Origin of the sequence: Roseateles amylovorans (assembly GCF_025398155.2) — a bacterium.
Classification (GTDB): Bacteria; Pseudomonadota; Gammaproteobacteria; order Burkholderiales; family Burkholderiaceae_C; genus Roseateles; species Roseateles amylovorans.
The window spans coordinates 2671769-2686905 of the sequence record NZ_CP104562.2; the positions used below are offsets into that span (position 1 = coordinate 2671769).

The window sequence follows — 15137 nt, forward strand, 5'->3', positions numbered from 1 at the left end:
TCAGCCTGCCCCGATCCACCGTGCCCTTCCTTCAAGTCACCCATACCCCTCGTCGGCAACACCGTCTCCAAGATCGAGGATCGAGGACACACGAGCCACGAACCTCTCGATCCCCGCGGCCTCATTCCTCCGGCAGGGCGGGCTCGCGCACGACGGTGACGGTGCAGGCGCATTGGGTGACGACTTGCGCCGAGACGCTGCCCAGGTAGCGGCGCAGGGTGGAGGTCGCTCTCGCGCCCATGACGACGTGGTCGACGCCGGTCTTGGCTGCGAATTCGATCAGCGCATCGGCGGCGTCCGGGGCCTCCAGGACGTGGAAGGTCAGGCGGCCATCCTCCAGCGCCAGGTCCAGTGTCATCGGATGGGCCCAGTTCTTCAGGGCGATGAGTTGCTGCACATGGTGGCTGCGGCCTTGGGCATCGGTGAGCTCGTCCATGCCGATGCGCGCGGTCTTCATCACCGAGACGCAGGCCAGGCGCGCGCCGGGCTCGGTCTGCATCAGCCGGCGCACCACCTCCCGCAGTTCCTCCAGCAGCACCGGGCGGCCGTGGGTCACATCGACCGCCGCCATGATGATGGGGCTGCGGGCCACCTGGGCGCCAGCGGAGCTGGGCGCCTGCGGCTCTTCGCCCATCGCCAGGAACCAGCGCTTGAAGCGGCGCACCAGGCCGCTGCGTTCGAGTTTGTGAGCCCGTGCGGTGAGGGCGACCGCATCCGGACGTTGAAGATCCAGCGCCAGTTGGCTGGCGCTTTGGTAGCGGCGCTCCGCCCGCACTTCCAGGCAGTGCAGGACGATTTCCTGGAACCAGGGCGGCAGCTCCGGCCGGATCGCTCGCGGCGGGATCGGCTCGACATAAAGGCGCCGCCGCAGTTGTCGCACCGAGGTCGGCTGTCCGAACGGGCGCTCGCCGGTGGCCAGGTGGTAGAGCATGACGCCCAGCGCGAAGAGGTCGCTGCGCGGGTCGTTGCGGATGAACTGCACTTGCTCCGGGGACATGTAGGGACCGGTGCCCATGGGCAGGGAGAACTCTTCTTCCAGCAGGTCGGGCAGGAAATCGTGGCGCGACAGGCCGAAGTCCACCAGCACCACCGTGCCATCGGCGCGGCGCAGGATGTTGCTGGGCTTGATGTCCAGATGCACCAGATGCTGGCGATGCAGGTCGGTCAGCGCATGCGCGACATGGATGCCGATCTCCACCACCTCCACCAGCGGCAGCGGCGCGTGATCCAGGCGAGGCCGCAGGCTGTCGGCCTGGATGTGCTCCATGACGATGTAGGCCTGACGACGCCAGTCGCCGCGCGCGACGAAGCGCGGCACATGCGGTCCCTTGAGGGCCGGCATGATCATCTGCTCGACCTCGAAGCCGACGATGCTGGCCGGATCCTCGCCGCCCTTGATGCGCGGCACCTTCATCATCAGCGCAAAGTCCTCGCCCGGCAGCGGCGTCTCGCGGCGCACCCGCCAGAGATTGGCCATGCCGCCTTGATGCAGGCGCTCTTCGAGAATGAAACCGTCCAGGATCTGGCCGGGTTGCAGCGGAGTGGTGATGGGCGGCGGGCTGTCGGTCATCGTGCGGCGCGGGGCGTCGATCGGGCGCGGGCCTAGCGGCCCAGGATCAGGCGCTGCGCGAGGCGCTCGCCCAGGGCCGGCGGCAGGCCGTTGGCCGCGCGCAGCGCGGCCACGGCGGCCTCGACGTCATAGGGCACGCGTTGAAAGGTGAGTTCCCCGCGGTCATGGTCGAACAAGGCGTAGCCGGCGGCGGGATTGCCGTCGCGCGGCTGGCCGCAGGCCCCCGGGATCACCAGCCATTGGCGATTGGGCAGCAGGGGGATCGCCACGCCCGGCTGCGGCCGGAAATCCCCCGCCTTGCCGGTGCCGGAGAGGTGGTAGAGCATCGGCTCATGCATGTGGCCACAGAAGGTGTAGCGGCATTCGGTCGCATGCAGGCTGCGCATCGCTTCCAGCCGTCCCTGGACATAGGCAAAGCCCGCAGGGTCGAAGGCATTGGCATGCACATACAGGCAGTCATGGCGAGCGTCGGACAAGGGCAGCTCGGCGAGGAACCGCAGTTGGCTCTCATCGAGCCGGGAACGGGTCCATTCGATGGCCTGCCGCGCATCGTCGTGCATGGTCGGATGGGTGCCTTCGGCGACGCTTCGGTCGTGATTGCCCGCCACCACCACGGCGCCCGCCGCCCGCAGCGCACGCACCTGGTCAATGACCCAACCAGGATCGCTGCCGTAGCCGACATAGTCGCCCAGCAAGGCGAAATCATCGGCCCCCTGGGCGCGGGCATGGTCGAGAACGGCCGTGAGCGCCTCACGGTTGGCATGGATGTCGGAGATCAGCGCGGTCTTCATTGCCCGCAAGCATGCCACGTGCGGCTGACGTTGCGCTGAGTGGCGTGGCTCGCCCGCTTCCCGACATGGACCTCCCCGCAGATGGATGGCCGCCGCGGCCTGCGGGTGCGGGGGCTTTCACTGCTGGCTGAATCGTTGCAATTTGTTAACCTGCCGCTTCAGACGGGGCGCCCGCCGGGTAGCCTTGCACAGGGGAGTAACTTCACATGAATCAGCAGTCTGCTGGGCGGCGGGACCGCCCAGCGAGCGTTCGAACGCCAACGTCGACCTTGCGCCGACGAGGTTGGATGGCCTTCGCGGCCAGTGCTGCCCTCCTGACCATGGGACCCGTCCGGGCCCAGTGCAGCCGGACCATCCGCGTGCCCTTGTCACCCACCGGGCTCAGTGTGGTGGCCTCCGGCGGGGCCGTGGCGGGCGTGTATCCGGACATCCTTCGCAAGGTGTCGGAGGAAACGCATTGCCAGTTCGAGTTCACCGTCGTGCCGCGCGCCCGCCTGGAGGCGATGTTCAGTGGCGGCTCGGCCGATCTGCTGCTGGCCGCCACCCGCAGCTCGGGGCGCGATGCGCGGGGGGATTTCGTGCCGACGATGCGCTACCGGCCGATGCTGATCTCCCTGGTGTCGGACCGTGCCTCGATTGACAGTCTGGCCGAGCTGTCGCAACGCCGCGAACTGCGCGTGGTGCTGGTGCGCGGCTATGACTACGGAGAGGCGTATCAGGCGCTGATCCAGACCCTGCGCGAGCAGAAGCGGCTGCTGTTGGAAGCGGATCCGTTGGCGGTGGCCCGCGCGCTGGAGCGCAATCTGGCCGATGTCACGCTGATGGTGCCGTCCATCCTGACCGGCACGCTGCTGCAGGATGGCCGCCAGCGCGCCTTGATGGAGCGGTTGCGCTATGAGCCGGTGGCCGAGCTCGGCTGGGGCGAGAGCGGCGTCTATCTGTCCCGGCATCTGTCCGCGCAGGACCGCGAGCTGCTGTCCGAGGCCATCGAGCGGTCCACCCGGTCGGGCGCCTTTTGGAAGACGGTGCAGCGGCACTATCCACCCGGCAGCTATGAAGATGGCCTCAAGCCGCTGAAGTGAATGGAAAAACGGCCCGCAGAGGCGGGCCGTGGGGCGGCGGGGTTGGCGCGGTAGGTGCGTTGGCGTATGGAGGCCTGCAGGCGGAATCCGGCGGAACGCCGCGGAACGCCGCGGAATCCCGGCGGAATGCCGGCGCGCCTGCTGCAGCGCTCGGCGGTCCGGATCAGCCGATCCGGCCCAGCAGCAAATACTCCATCAGCGCCTTCTGCACATGCATCCGGTTCTCTGCCTCGTCCCAGACCACGGACTGCGGACCGTCGATGACCTCCGCGGAGACTTCCTCGCCCCGATGCGCGGGCAGGCAGTGCATGAACAGCGCATCCGGCTTGGCCTGCGCCATCATGTCCGCGTTCACGCACCAGTCGGCGAAGGCGGTGCGACGGGTCTCGTTCTCGGCCTCGTAGCCCATGCTGGTCCAGACGTCGGTGGTCACCAGGTCCGCGCCGCGGCAGGCTTCCTTCGGGTCCTTGAAGACCTTGTAGCAGCGACTGTCCTGGATGCCGGCCACCTTGGCGTCGATCTCATAGCCGCTCGGGGTGCTGACATGCACGGTGAAGCCGAGGATCTCGGCCGCCTGCAGCCAGGTGTTGGCCATGTTGTTGCCGTCGCCCACCCAGGCCACGACCCGACCCTTGAGGCAGTCCATGTCGATGGCGCCGCGTCGGTCCATGCCGCGCTGTTCGATGAAGGTGAACAGGTCGGCCAGGATCTGGCAGGGGTGGTATTCGTTGGTCAGGCCGTTGATCACCGGCACCCGCGAGTGCGCCGCGAATCGCTCGATCTTGGCCTGCTCGAAGGTGCGGATCATCACCACGTCCACCATCCGGCTGATGACGCGGGCGCTGTCCTCGATCGGCTCGGCACGGCCCAGTTGGCTGTCGCCGGTGGTCAGATGCACCACCGATCCGCCCATCTGGTACATGCCGGCCTCGAAGCTCACCCGGGTGCGGGTGCTGGCCTTCTCGAAGATCATGGCCAGCGTCCGGTCCACCAGCGGCTGGTACTTCTCGTAGTTCTTGAAGCGACGCTTGATGATGGACGCGCGGTCGAACAGGTAGGCGTACTCTTCCGCGCGCAGGTCCTTGAACTGCAGGTAGTGGCGCATCAGGCTGTTCCCCGGCTTCATGGACTGGGCGCGGCCAGGAAGGCCTTGATCAGTGGCACCAGGCGATTGGCAATCTCCGCCGCTTCATCGCCGGTCATGATGAGCGCCGGCAGCAGACGCACCACCGAATCCGCGGTCACGCTGATCAGCAGTCCGGCGTCCAGCGCCTGGCCCAGCAGCACGCCGCAGGGGCGGTCGAGCTGGATGCCGATCATCAGGCCGTAGCCGCGCACCTCGACGAAGCCCGGCACGCCGGCCAGACCTTGTTCCAGCGCGGCCTTCAGTTCGGCGCCGACGCGGGTGGCATTGGCCAGCAGTTGGTCGTCTTCCATCACCGTCAGGGTTTCCACGCCGGCGCGCATGGCCAGCGGGTTGCCGCCGAAGGTCGTGCCATGGTTGCCCGGACCCAGCACCTTGGCCGCACGCGGTCCGCAGACCACCGCGCCGATCGGCACGCCCGAGCCCAGGCCCTTGGCCAGCGGCATGACGTCCGGCGAGATGCCGGCCCACTGGTGCGCGAACCACTTGCCGGTCCGGCCGATGCCGCACTGCACTTCGTCCAGCATCAGCAGCAGGTCGTGCTGGTCGCACAGACGGCGCAGGTCTTTCAGGAATTCGATGCGGGCGGGGTTGATGCCGCCTTCGCCCTGGATCGTCTCCAGGAAGATGGCGGTGATGTTCGGATTGGCCTGGATCGCCTGTTCCAGCGCCGGCAGGTCATTCAGCGGCACGCGAACAAAGCCCGGCACCAGGGGCCCGAAGCCGGCCTGCACCTTGGGATTGCCGGTGGCCGACAGCGTGGCGATCGAGCGGCCGTGGAACGCCTTCTCGAACACGATCACCGCCGGGTTGTCGTTGCCACGGTCATGGCCGAACTTGCGGGCAATCTTCAGCGCCGCTTCGTTGGCTTCCAGGCCGGAATTGCAGAAGAACGCATTGGTCAGGCCGGACAGCTCGCAGAGCTTGGCCGCCAAGGTTTCCTGCAGCGGGACGTGGTAGTAGTTGCTGGTGTGAATCAGCTTGCCCACCTGGTCCCGCAATGCCGCGACCAGCCGGGGGTGGTTGTGCCCCAGGGTGTTCACGGCGATGCCCGACAGCCCGTCCAGGTATCGTCGGCCGGCCGTATCCCACACCCAGCAGCCTTCGCCGTGCGACAACGCGATCGGCAGGCGGCCATAGGTTTGCATCACATGGGGTTCGGTGGGGGCGGCGAACGAGGAGTCCGGGGCGTTCATCAAGTCTCCAAAGCAAGGAGTGAAGGAAAGGGGAGCGAATGATTCTAAGGGTCACCCTCCGGCAAACAGGTGGGCCGCGCCATATGTCGCACGGGTGATCGGTCTGCCGCTCGCTCATGTGTGCTGCGACGCAACACATCCGAGGCACAATAGCGGTTTTGCCTGTGGGCCCCCCCGGCCTGGGCCGGTGGATCCCACCGATGGAATTGGTCGAGTGACGCATGACAGAGCAGCCCAAGCCGCGAGAAGTGTTCATCCAGGGAATCACCACGGATGGCCGCACCTTTCGTCCGAGCGACTGGGCCGAGCGTCTGGCGGGCGCCATGTCCTCCTTTCGGCCTGGCGGCACCCGCACCGGTCGTGACGCCTACCTCGGCTACTCGCCCTACTGCGTCCCCCGTGTCATCAACGGCGTGAAGTGCGTGATCGTCAACGAGGCCCTCAAGGCGATCGAGCCCATGGCCTGGGACTTCGTCATGAACTTCGCTCGCGACAACAAGCTCCAGGTCGTCGAGGCCTGTCAGCTCCCCGAGGACGGCGCGCCCAAGCGCTGACCCGCGTCCCGGCCGTCGGGACGATCGCCGCGCTCGCGCCGGTTCCGGCGCTCGCTGCCCCACGAGTCTTCGTTCCGTTGCTCCCGCCGCTCCCGCCGCGCTGGCTGCCCTTGCGTTGCGGCTGCCGTAGCGGAGCGCACACGACGTGGCTCCATCGGGCCATCGCCGCGAGCCGCCTCTGGCGATAGGCTTGCCGGCTTCGTCCGACACCCGCGCATGGCCGTCCTTCCCTCGTCATCGGCGTCCAGCGCTGCTGTCCTGCCTGAGCTCCAGGAGCTTGCCCGCCTGATCGACCAGGGCGGCGACTGGCTGCGCTGCCGCGAGCTGGCGAAGGTTCGCCTCGGTGACGCCGAACTCCCGGTGATGGCGATCACGATGGGCAATCCGGACCCGAGCGTGCCCGGTCTCGGATTCATCGGCGGGGTGCATGGCCTGGAGCGCATCGGTGCGCAGGTGGTGTTGGGCTATCTGGGCAGTCTGGTGCGGCGGCTGCGCTGGGATGCGAGCCTGCATCAGCAACTGGAGTCACTTCGGCTCGTGTTTCTGCCGTTGGTGAATCCTGGCGGCATCCTGGCCGGCACCCGGTCGAATCCGCAAGGCGTGGACCTCATGCGCAATGCCCCGCAGGATGCGGAGCGGGCGGTGCCGTTCCTGGTGGGTGGCCAGCGTTTGACGTCATGGCTGCCCTGGTACCGCGGCGCGTCCGGTGCGGCGATGGAGCCGGAGAGCGAGGCCTTGTGTCGCCTCGTGCGGGAGGAGTTGCTCGGCCGCCCGTTCTCGCTGACGATCGACTGCCATTCGGGCTTCGGTCTGCATGACCGGATCTGGTTTCCCTATGCGCGCAGCCGGCGTCCGATGCGCCACCTGGCGGAGGTCCACGCGCTGTGCGAGGTGCTGGATCAAGGGCTTTTGGCGCATCCGTATGTGATGGAGCCGCAAAGCCGGCACTACCTCGCGCATGGCGATCTCTGGGACCATCTCTATGACGAGTCCCTCACCATGAATGAGGGGATCTTCCTCCCTATGACGCTCGAAATGGGGTCATGGCGATGGGTGAAGAAAAACCCGCGGCAGCTACTCTCCCGGCACGGCATGTTCAATCCGCTGATCGAACATCGACAACAAAGAGTGCTTCGGAGACACATGGCTTGGATGGATTTCATGACGCGCGCCACGCAGAGCGCGGCCCGCTGGCTGCCGGGGCCGGACACGCGGCTGGATCATGGCGAGCAGGCGCTGTTTCGCTGGTATCGCCGGAGCCGTGGATGAGCTCGCAGACCTGGGTGCTGCTGCGCGGCCTGACGCGCGAGAGCGGCCATTGGGGTGACTTTCCGAACCGGCTGGTGCGGGCGTTGCGGACGCAGCAGTCTGATGTGCGGCTGGAACTGCTGGACTTGCCGGGCAATGGCGAGCAGTGCGCCGTCAGCAGCCCGACGCGGGTGCCGGAGATGATGGAAGCCTGCCGCGCGGAATTGCGTCGGCGCGGTGTGGCGCCGCCTTATCACGTGCTGGCGATGTCGCTGGGAGCGATGGTGGCCAGCGACTGGGCACTCAAGCATCCTTCCGAGCTGCAGGCGGTGGTGTTGATCAACACCAGCTTGCGGCCCTTCAGTGCGTTCTTCCGCCGCTTGCGCCCGTCCAACTACTGGCCGCTGGTGATGTTGAGCGTGTTCCGGCTCAGCCTGCGGCAACGCGAGGCGCGTGTGCTCAGCATGACCACCCGGCTTCAGGCCCAGCCCGATCGGGTGCTGGATCGCTGGGTGGATCTGCAGCGGCAGCATCCGGTGCGGCGTCGGAATGCGCTGCGCCAGCTGCTCGCGGCGGTGCGCTATCGGGCCAGCCCGGCCAAGCCGGAGCCGCCGATGCTGCTGCTGTGCAGCAAGGGCGATGAGCTGGTGGATTGGCGGTGCTCCCAGGCGATCAGCCGTGCGTGGGGCGCGCCCCTGCGGCTGCATGCCCGTGCGGGGCATGATCTGCCGCTGGACGATGGGGAATGGGTCGCGCGCAATGTGGTGGATTGGCTCCACGTGCGCGAGGTGGTAGGGCAGATCAGTCGCCCCATGCCGCTGCAGGCCTGATTGCACTCAAGGCGAGGCGAGGCGAGGCGAGCTCAGGTCAGGTCAGGCCGGGCGGGGCTAGGCCGGGCCGAGGCGAGAGCAAGGCAACACGGGGTCGGGCGAGGGCGCAAGTGCCCGCCGCCGGTCCCTGGCGCAGCTGCAGGCGCCAATGAAAAAGCCCGCCTTTCGGCGGGCTTTTCCTGCACCAGAGCTGGTATTGCTATCAGGCGGCGAGCGCCTTGATCTTGGCGGACAGGCGGCTCTTGTGGCGAGCAGCCTTGTTCTTGTGGAAGATGCCCTTGTCAGCGACGGAATCGATGACGGGTTGGGCAGTCTTGAACAGCTCGGCAGCCTTGGCCTTATCGCCCGTGACAATCGCCTTTTGCACGTTCTTGACGACCGTACGGAACTTGGAACGCAGCGCCGTGTTGGCGGCGTTCAGCTTGACGTCTTGACGTGCGCGCTTGCGGCCCGAGGCCAGACGCACGGTTTTCTTCTTGGCTTTGGAAGAGCTTGCCATTGTCTTTAAAGTCCAGTTGGTGCAAAGACGGCGAGTATAGCAGCGCGATACTGAAAATCCAAGGGCAGTGAACACAAGCCGAAGATAATGCGCGCTCCCCGCCATCTGTCCAGGATCCGCCTGGGGGATTTTCATTCGGCGGCGGCTCTTATTTCAGGCTGCTCATGAATCTGTTGCGCACCGCCTCGGTGGTTTCGGTTTTCACCTTGTTGTCCCGCATCACCGGGTTGGTTCGCGAGCAGATGGTGGCCCATCTGTTCGGCGCAAATGCGATGACCGATGCCTTCCAGGTCGCGTTTCGCATTCCCAACATGCTGCGGCGTCTGTTCGCCGAAGGCGCGTTCTCTCAGGCCTTTGTGCCCGCACTGGCCGCCGCCCGGGCGCAGAACGGCGACGACGCCACCCGTGACCTGATCGATGCGGTCGCCACCGTGCTGCTGTGGGCGTTGCTGGCGACCTGCGTGCTGGGTGTGGTGGGTGCGCCGGTGCTGGTCTGGGCCCTGGGCGCCGGTCTGCCGCCCTCGGCCCACGAGGCCGCCGTGGTGATGACTCGCTGGATGTTTCCCTACATCGGCTGCATGTCGCTGGTGGCTTTGGCGGCGGGTGTGTTGAACACCTGGCGGCGCTTTGTCGTGCCGGCGGTGACGCCGGTCCTGCTGAATCTCTCGTCGATTGCGGCGGGTTATGGCTTGAGTCCGCATCTGGAGGCGTGGGGCTATCGCCCGATCTATGCGCTGGCGCTGGGGGTGATGGTCGGCGGCGTGCTTCAGTTGGTGGTGCAGATTCCCGCGCTGATGCGCATCGGATTGATGCCTCGGTTCGCCTTGACCTTCGGCGGACTCAAGCGTGCGTTCCTGCATCAGGGTGTGCGCCATGTGCTCAAGCAGATGGGGCCGGCCCTGTTGGGCGTGGGGGTGGCCCAGCTCTCGTTGGTGATCAACACCCAGATCGCGATCGCGGTGGGCGAGGGCGCTGCCTCCTGGTTAACCTATGCAGACCGACTGATGGAATTTCCGATCGCGTTGCTGGGCGTGGCGCTGGGCGTGGTGTTGACGCCGCAGCTCTCGGCCAGCCAGGCCAAGGGGGAGACCGCGCAGTATTCCGCGCTGCTCGATTGGGGATTGCGCTTGGTCCTTCTGCTCGCGCTGCCTTGTGCGGTGGCGCTGCTGGTATTTGCCGAGCCGCTGGTGGCGGTGCTGTATCAGCGTGGCGCCTTCCGCGCGCAAGACGTCGCCCAGACCGCCCAGGCAGTGATGGGTTACGGCGCGGGGCTGATGGGCCTGGTCGCCATCAAGGTCCTGGCCCCCGGGTTCTATGCGCGGCAGGACATGCGCACGCCAGTGCGGATCGCCCTGCTGGTGCTGGTGCTGACGCAGGTGATGAACGGCATCTTCGTGTTCTGGCTGGGCATCGGCGTGGCCGGCTTGTCGCTGTCGATCGGGCTGGGTGCGGTGATCAATGCCGGTCTTCTGCTGTATGGCCTGCGCAAGCTGGGCAGCTATGCCCCGACGCCGGGGTGGTGGCTGTTCGGCCTGCGTGTGGTCCTCGCCAGTGCGGCCATGGGCGCGCTGCAGTGGTGGCTGGCCCATCATTTCGACTGGGTGGCGCTGGGTCGTCACGAGCTCGTGCGCGCCGGTTGGATGGCCGTCAGCCTGGGCGGATCCGCCTTGCTCTACTTCTCGGTGCTGCTGATCAGCGGTCTGAATCTGCGGCAGTTCGTGCGCAGGTCCTGATCGACCTGACGGATTCGTCCAGGGCCGGCTGAGCTGACGTCGCTTCAGGACGAGGGCTGACGGTCAACGGTCAATGGTCGCCGACGGCCGGCCATGCGTCGTGTCGGCAGGCCCTGAGCATGCGGTTCGACAGGTCTGCCGCCGCCAGGATGGGACATCCATCACCGCGCGAGGCTCGCACAGGGCGTAGACTTGGGCGCATGAGTTTGCCTTTGCAGTGGACGGTGCCGACGGCGCTGGACTATTTCGCGACCCTGGTAGCTGACGACGAGGGTCTCAATCTGGCCGAGGCCGCCATCGCCATCGCGCAGGACGATGTGCCCCGATTGGATGTCCAGCAGGTGCTGGCGGAGCTGGACCGCATGGGCGAGCGGCTGCGCCGCCGTCTGCCGTCCGATGCGCCGCCCAGTCACCGGCTGCGCATGCTCAACCAGTACTTTCATGGCGAGCTTGGCTTTGCCGGCAACGTCAACGACTACTACGCCATCGGCAACAGCTACATCCATGAGGTGATGACCACCCGGCGGGGCATCCCGATCTCGCTGGCCATCATCTATATGGAACTGGCGAGCCATGTGGGTCTGCGGGTGCGCGGCGTGAGCTTCCCCGGGCACTTCCTGATGAAGCTGCGGCTGCCGCAGGGTGAGGTGGTGCTGGATCCGTTCAGCGGACGTTCGCTGGGTCGTGGCGAACTCGATGAATTCCTCAGTCCGTGGCGGGATCGTGCCGGCCTGTCGCCGGAGGAACCCATGGCGCTGGATGCCTTCCTGGGCACCGCCTCGCCGCGCCAGATCCTGGCCCGCATGCTTCGCAACCTCAAGCAGATCCACATGGAGCGCCAGGACCTGCCTCGTCTGCTGGCGGTGCAGCAGCGCCTGGTGGCCCTGTTGCCAGACGATCAGGCCGAGCGCGCCGAGCTGGCCCAATGCGTCCAGCAGATCCGGGACGGGCAGGGGCCGGCAACCTTTCATTGACGGCGAGTGTGCGGCTCGGACGGGCTTGCCGTCGCCGTCCCGCCGGCGTGCCGCAAGTCCTCCAGGGGTCCTTGAGCGCCGGTTGATCGACGCTCACACCCTCGTGACGTCGAAGGCCGATCCGCCCGCGCCGGCCCTTGCCGCGGCCGCGCAGCGCACCCTGTTCATCCTGTGACCCATCGAGGGCGGTCCTGGCGGAGCGGTCGTGGTGGTGTGCTGCGGGGAGGGGGCTCTGGATGGGGCGCCCATCCGGGTGCTGCCTGCTGCCAGAGCGAGGGGGATGTTCCCCCTTAGAATTGCCGCCGTCCGCCCTGGTTCGCCCAGGGCGGCTTTCATGAGGGCAGGACCCGCGCGACCCACGCCTGGCGGCATGACGGCCGCCGGGAATGCCGAGCCGTTGCCGGCCGCCCTCCATCCAAGGCTAGAGTGGTTTTGAAACAGATCCCGTTGTCGCTGGGCCCGGAGCCCGACTACACCTTCGAGAACCTGCTGCCCGGCACCAATGCGGCGGCGCTGACCCATGTGCTGGGTTTGGGCGCGGGTGCGCCGCCGGTGTTTCTCTGGGGGCCGCACGGCTGCGGCAAGACCCATGTGCTGCGTGCGCTGGCCCGTCGCTGGCAGGCCGCCGGTGCGCAGGTCGGCTGGTATGACGCCGACACGCCGCTGCCCTGGGAGCTGCCGTCCCATCCCAGCTTGTTGCTGATGGATGACTGTCAGCGCTTCGACCCCGGCCAGCAACATGCGGCCTTCGCCTTGTTCGTCGAGGCTGCCACGCTGGGCTTGGCGGTGGTGGCTACCGGCACCGAGCCGCCGGTCGACCTGGCCCTGCGGGAAGACCTGCGCACCCGGCTGGGCTGGGGGCCGACCTTCGCCTTGCAGCCGCTGTCGGAGGCCGAGGTGCGGGCGGTGCTGCGTCGTGAGGCGGATCGGCGCGGCATTGCACTCAGCGACGATGTGATGGACTACCTCCTGACCCGCTTCGCCCGGGACCTCAAACACCTGATGACGTTGCTGGATGGCCTGGATGAATTCGCCATGGCCAGCAAGCGCGCCGTGACCGTGCCGCTGTTGCGCCAGATGCTGGCCGACCAGGGCGTGCTGTAAAGCCTTGCAAGGAGCCGATACCGTGGATCTCACCCTGTTCGACCTGGATGGAACCCTCATTCCCCAGGATTCGGACCATGCCTTCGGCGCCTACATGGTGGAGATCGGCTGGGCCGACGGTGCGGCCTGGGCGGCCCGCAATGACGAGTTCTATGCCCAATACCAGCGCGGCGAGCTGAACCTCGACGAATACGTCGATTTCGCCACCTCGGTCTGGCGCGCCCGACCGCTGGAAGAAGCGCTGGCGGCACGCCAGGTTTTCATGGAACGCATGGTCGCGCCGATGTTGCGCGACAATGCCCGCGCACTGGTGCGCCGGCATCTGGATGCCGGCGACCTGGTGGTGGTGGTCACTGCGACCAATGAATTCGTGACCGAACCGATCGCCAAGGCTTTCGGCGTGGACCATCTCATCGCGGTGCGGCTGGAGCGGGACGACGCCGGTCGCTACACCGGGCGGGTCGACGGCGTGCCGTCGTTCCAGGCCGGCAAGATCGTGCGAGTGCGGGACTGGCTGCGTGACCGGGGCCAGCGCCTGGAGGATTTCGAGCGTGTGAACTTCTACAGCGACTCGATGAACGACCTGCCGCTGCTGGAGCTGGTCAGTCACCCGATCGCCACCAATCCCAGCGTGGCGCTTGAAACGCTGGCGTGCGAACGCGGCTGGCCGATATTGAAGCTGTTCGAATGATTAAAAAACTGATCAACAAGCTGTTGCGCAAGGCGGAGGGCGGCGTGATCCTCACGCCGCTGGGCAAGCGGATGGAAGTCCTCGCCGAGGAACACCGCATTGACCCGGAGCTGCTCGATGAGCGCGGCGTCAAGGTGGTCAAGGGCCTGACTGATGCCGGCTTCGAGGCCTACATTGTCGGCGGCGCCGTGCGCGACCTGCTGCTGGGCCGTCGCCCCAAGGATTTCGACGTGGCCACCGATGCCACGCCGGAGCAGGTGAAGAACCAGTTCCGCCGCGCTTTCATCATCGGCCGCCGTTTCCGGATCGTTCACGTGGTGTTCGGCCGGGGACGCGAGCATGAAGTGATCGAGGTGTCCACTTTCCGTGCACTGCTCACGCAAGATGATGCCGAGCAGGTACAGGGCAACGAGAAGACGTCCAAGGACGCATTGGCCGGCAAGTCGCATGTGGTGGATGCCAGCGGCCGCGTGCTGCGCGACAACGTCTGGGGCCCGCAGATCGAAGATGCGGCCCGCCGCGACTTCACCGTCAACGCCATGTATTACGACCCGCAGCGCGAGCTGGTGGTCGACTACCACGGCGGCTTGGCTGACGTCCGCAAAAAGGTGCTTCGGATGATCGGCGACCCGGAAACCCGCTACCGCGAGGATCCGGTCCGCATCCTGCGTGCGGTGCGTTTTGCCGCCAAGCTTGGCTTCACCATCGAACCCAAGACCCGCGCGCCGATCCCGGCGATGTCGGCTTTGCTGGCGAATGTGCCGCTCTCGCGCATGTTCGACGAGATGATCAAGATGCTGCAGACCGGCCATGCGCTGGCCAGCCTGGACGAACTGCGCAAGCAGGGTCTGGCCCGCGGCATCTTCCCGATCCTGGATGCGGTGCTGGACAAGGACGGCGCACTGCCGGAGAACGTGCACGGCAAGTTCGTCCGCCTGGCGCTGGAAGACACCGACAAGCGGGTGACCGAAGGCCGTTCGGTCGCGCCGAGCTTCATGCTGGCCTGCATGCTGTGGGGTGAGGTCCAGCAGCGCTGGAAGCGTCTGACCGACAAGGGCGAAGGCGCCGTGGCGGCCTTGCAGCAGGCGATCGACCTGGTGTTCGATGCCCGGGTCGGCGACATCTCCGGCCGCGGCAAGCTGGCGGCGGACATGCGCGAGATCTGGATGATGCAGCCGCGCTTCGAGCGCCGCACCGGCAGCGGTCCTCATCGCCTGATCGAACAGCCGCGCTACCGCGCCGGCTTCGACTTCCTCGCGCTGCGCGCCGAGGCGGGCGAAATCGATCCCGCGCTGGCCGACTGGTGGGAAGACTTCGCGCTGGGCGATGAAGACGAGCGTCGCGCGCTGCTGGAGCAAGTCCGTGAGACCCAGCGCCAGGGCACGCCGCGCAGCCGTCCGAAGGCGGGCGGCGGTCGGGTGCATCAGGTGGCACGCGGCGCGGTCGGCACTTCTGTCAGCGGTGAATCAGCGGCTGCGGTGCCGCTGGGCGACGTGGACCTGGATCTGAGCGACGCCGATGACGAGGGCGAGGGCGACGACGGTGACGGCGCCGGCAGCGAAGGCGCCAAAGCCGCCAGCCCGGCCCGCAAGCGCCGGCGTCGGCGCAAGCCCAAGGCGGCGGGTGGGGCGGAAGGCGCCGCCGCAACATCCTCCTCGGGTTCCGACGGCGACGCATGAGCCCAGCCCTCTGCACCGACGGCTTCGCCGGCCGCGGCGGCA

At 67.1% G+C, this 15137-nt stretch carries 14 protein-coding genes; 9 read left to right on the forward strand and 5 right to left on the reverse strand.

Going from position 1 to position 15137, the window contains the following annotated elements; all coding sequences use genetic code 11:
- Positions 1–121: 121 nt before the first annotated feature.
- Both N4261_RS11295 and N4261_RS11300 read right to left on the reverse strand, forming a co-directional pair.
- On the reverse strand, positions 122–1570 hold the full coding sequence (locus N4261_RS11295) for a serine/threonine protein kinase (RefSeq protein ID WP_261760236.1): 1449 nt from the start codon (positions 1568–1570) through the stop codon (positions 122–124).
- Positions 1571–1602: 32 nt separating this feature from the next.
- Positions 1603–2361 carry a metallophosphoesterase family protein gene (locus N4261_RS11300; protein WP_261760237.1) on the reverse strand — a complete coding sequence of 253 codons (759 nt, stop codon included), beginning with the start codon at positions 2359–2361 and terminating at the stop codon, positions 1603–1605.
- Between the two features lie 320 nt (positions 2362–2681).
- Here N4261_RS11300 and N4261_RS11305 point away from each other — a divergent pair, with 320 nt between their 5' ends.
- Positions 2682–3443 carry a substrate-binding periplasmic protein gene (locus N4261_RS11305; RefSeq protein ID WP_261760238.1) on the forward strand — a complete coding sequence of 254 codons (762 nt, stop codon included), beginning with the start codon at positions 2682–2684 and terminating at the stop codon, positions 3441–3443.
- A gap of 163 nt (positions 3444–3606) precedes the next feature.
- Here the strand turns inward: N4261_RS11305 and argF are convergent, their stop codons facing one another.
- Together argF and N4261_RS11315 are read right to left on the reverse strand one after the other, a co-directional pair.
- Positions 3607–4569 (reverse strand): ornithine carbamoyltransferase, encoded by a 963-nt coding sequence (argF, locus tag N4261_RS11310; protein ID WP_261760239.1) that lies wholly within the window; start codon positions 4567–4569, stop codon positions 3607–3609.
- The gene (locus N4261_RS11315) at positions 4566–5783 is read right to left on the reverse strand and encodes an aspartate aminotransferase family protein (protein WP_261760240.1); all 1218 of its coding nucleotides are present in this window, start codon (positions 5781–5783) and stop codon (positions 4566–4568) included. Before N4261_RS11315 ends, argF begins: the two co-directional genes overlap by 4 nt.
- Before the next feature lie 221 nt (positions 5784–6004).
- Here N4261_RS11315 and N4261_RS11320 point away from each other — a divergent pair, with 221 nt between their 5' ends.
- The 3 genes from N4261_RS11320 (at position 6005) to N4261_RS11330 (ending at position 8415) form a co-directional block, all read left to right on the forward strand.
- Positions 6005–6337 carry a DUF3579 domain-containing protein gene (locus tag N4261_RS11320; RefSeq protein ID WP_261760241.1) on the forward strand — a complete coding sequence of 111 codons (333 nt, stop codon included), beginning with the start codon at positions 6005–6007 and terminating at the stop codon, positions 6335–6337.
- A 216-nt stretch (positions 6338–6553) separates the two neighbouring features.
- Positions 6554–7606 carry a M14 family zinc carboxypeptidase gene (locus N4261_RS11325; protein ID WP_261760242.1) on the forward strand — a complete coding sequence of 351 codons (1053 nt, stop codon included), beginning with the start codon at positions 6554–6556 and terminating at the stop codon, positions 7604–7606.
- Positions 7603–8415 carry an alpha/beta fold hydrolase gene (locus tag N4261_RS11330; RefSeq protein WP_261760243.1) on the forward strand — a complete coding sequence of 271 codons (813 nt, stop codon included), beginning with the start codon at positions 7603–7605 and terminating at the stop codon, positions 8413–8415. The genes N4261_RS11325 and N4261_RS11330 overlap by 4 nt, the downstream gene beginning before the upstream one ends.
- A gap of 202 nt (positions 8416–8617) precedes the next feature.
- On the opposite strand, the gene rpsT is transcribed toward N4261_RS11330, so the two are convergent.
- On the reverse strand, positions 8618–8914 hold the full coding sequence (gene rpsT, locus N4261_RS11335) for a 30S ribosomal protein S20 (RefSeq protein WP_261760684.1): 297 nt from the start codon (positions 8912–8914) through the stop codon (positions 8618–8620).
- A gap of 164 nt (positions 8915–9078) precedes the next feature.
- Between rpsT and murJ the strand changes: the two genes are divergently transcribed.
- From murJ to pcnB, 5 genes are all read left to right on the forward strand, one after another.
- Complete coding sequence (gene murJ, locus N4261_RS11340; protein ID WP_261760244.1) at positions 9079–10647, forward strand: murein biosynthesis integral membrane protein MurJ; 1569 nt, start codon at positions 9079–9081, stop codon at positions 10645–10647.
- Positions 10648–10847: 200 nt separating this feature from the next.
- On the forward strand, positions 10848–11621 hold the full coding sequence (locus N4261_RS11345; protein WP_261760245.1) for a SirB1 family protein: 774 nt from the start codon (positions 10848–10850) through the stop codon (positions 11619–11621).
- A 432-nt stretch (positions 11622–12053) separates the two neighbouring features.
- Positions 12054–12725 (forward strand): DnaA regulatory inactivator Hda, encoded by a 672-nt coding sequence (hda, locus tag N4261_RS11350; protein WP_261760246.1) that lies wholly within the window; start codon positions 12054–12056, stop codon positions 12723–12725.
- A 22-nt stretch (positions 12726–12747) separates the two neighbouring features.
- Entirely contained in the window at positions 12748–13416 is a 669-nt protein-coding gene (locus N4261_RS11355; protein ID WP_261760247.1) for a histidinol-phosphatase, read from the forward strand.
- The gene (pcnB, locus tag N4261_RS11360; RefSeq protein ID WP_261760248.1) at positions 13413–15095 is read left to right on the forward strand and encodes a polynucleotide adenylyltransferase PcnB; all 1683 of its coding nucleotides are present in this window, start codon (positions 13413–13415) and stop codon (positions 15093–15095) included. The genes N4261_RS11355 and pcnB overlap by 4 nt, the downstream gene beginning before the upstream one ends.
- The last annotated feature ends 42 nt before the right edge of the window (positions 15096–15137 follow it).

Coding starts and splice junctions, on each gene's coding strand:
- murJ (WP_261760244.1), top strand. CDS start 9,079: ATGAATCTGTTGCGCACCGCCTCGGTGGTTTCGGTTTTCACCTTGTTG.
- N4261_RS11305 (WP_261760238.1), top strand. CDS start 2,682: ATGGGACCCGTCCGGGCCCAGTGCAGCCGGACCATCCGCGTGCCCTTG.
- N4261_RS11330 (WP_261760243.1), top strand. CDS start 7,603: ATGAGCTCGCAGACCTGGGTGCTGCTGCGCGGCCTGACGCGCGAGAGC.
- N4261_RS11345 (WP_261760245.1), top strand. CDS start 10,848: ATGAGTTTGCCTTTGCAGTGGACGGTGCCGACGGCGCTGGACTATTTC.
- argF (WP_261760239.1), bottom strand. CDS start 4,569: ATGAAGCCGGGGAACAGCCTGATGCGCCACTACCTGCAGTTCAAGGAC.
- N4261_RS11320 (WP_261760241.1), top strand. CDS start 6,005: ATGACAGAGCAGCCCAAGCCGCGAGAAGTGTTCATCCAGGGAATCACC.
- N4261_RS11295 (WP_261760236.1), bottom strand. CDS start 1,570: ATGACCGACAGCCCGCCGCCCATCACCACTCCGCTGCAACCCGGCCAG.
- N4261_RS11325 (WP_261760242.1), top strand. CDS start 6,554: ATGGCCGTCCTTCCCTCGTCATCGGCGTCCAGCGCTGCTGTCCTGCCT.
- N4261_RS11300 (WP_261760237.1), bottom strand. CDS start 2,361: ATGAAGACCGCGCTGATCTCCGACATCCATGCCAACCGTGAGGCGCTC.
- pcnB (WP_261760248.1), top strand. CDS start 13,413: ATGATTAAAAAACTGATCAACAAGCTGTTGCGCAAGGCGGAGGGCGGC.
- rpsT (WP_261760684.1), bottom strand. CDS start 8,914: ATGGCAAGCTCTTCCAAAGCCAAGAAGAAAACCGTGCGTCTGGCCTCG.
- N4261_RS11315 (WP_261760240.1), bottom strand. CDS start 5,783: ATGAACGCCCCGGACTCCTCGTTCGCCGCCCCCACCGAACCCCATGTG.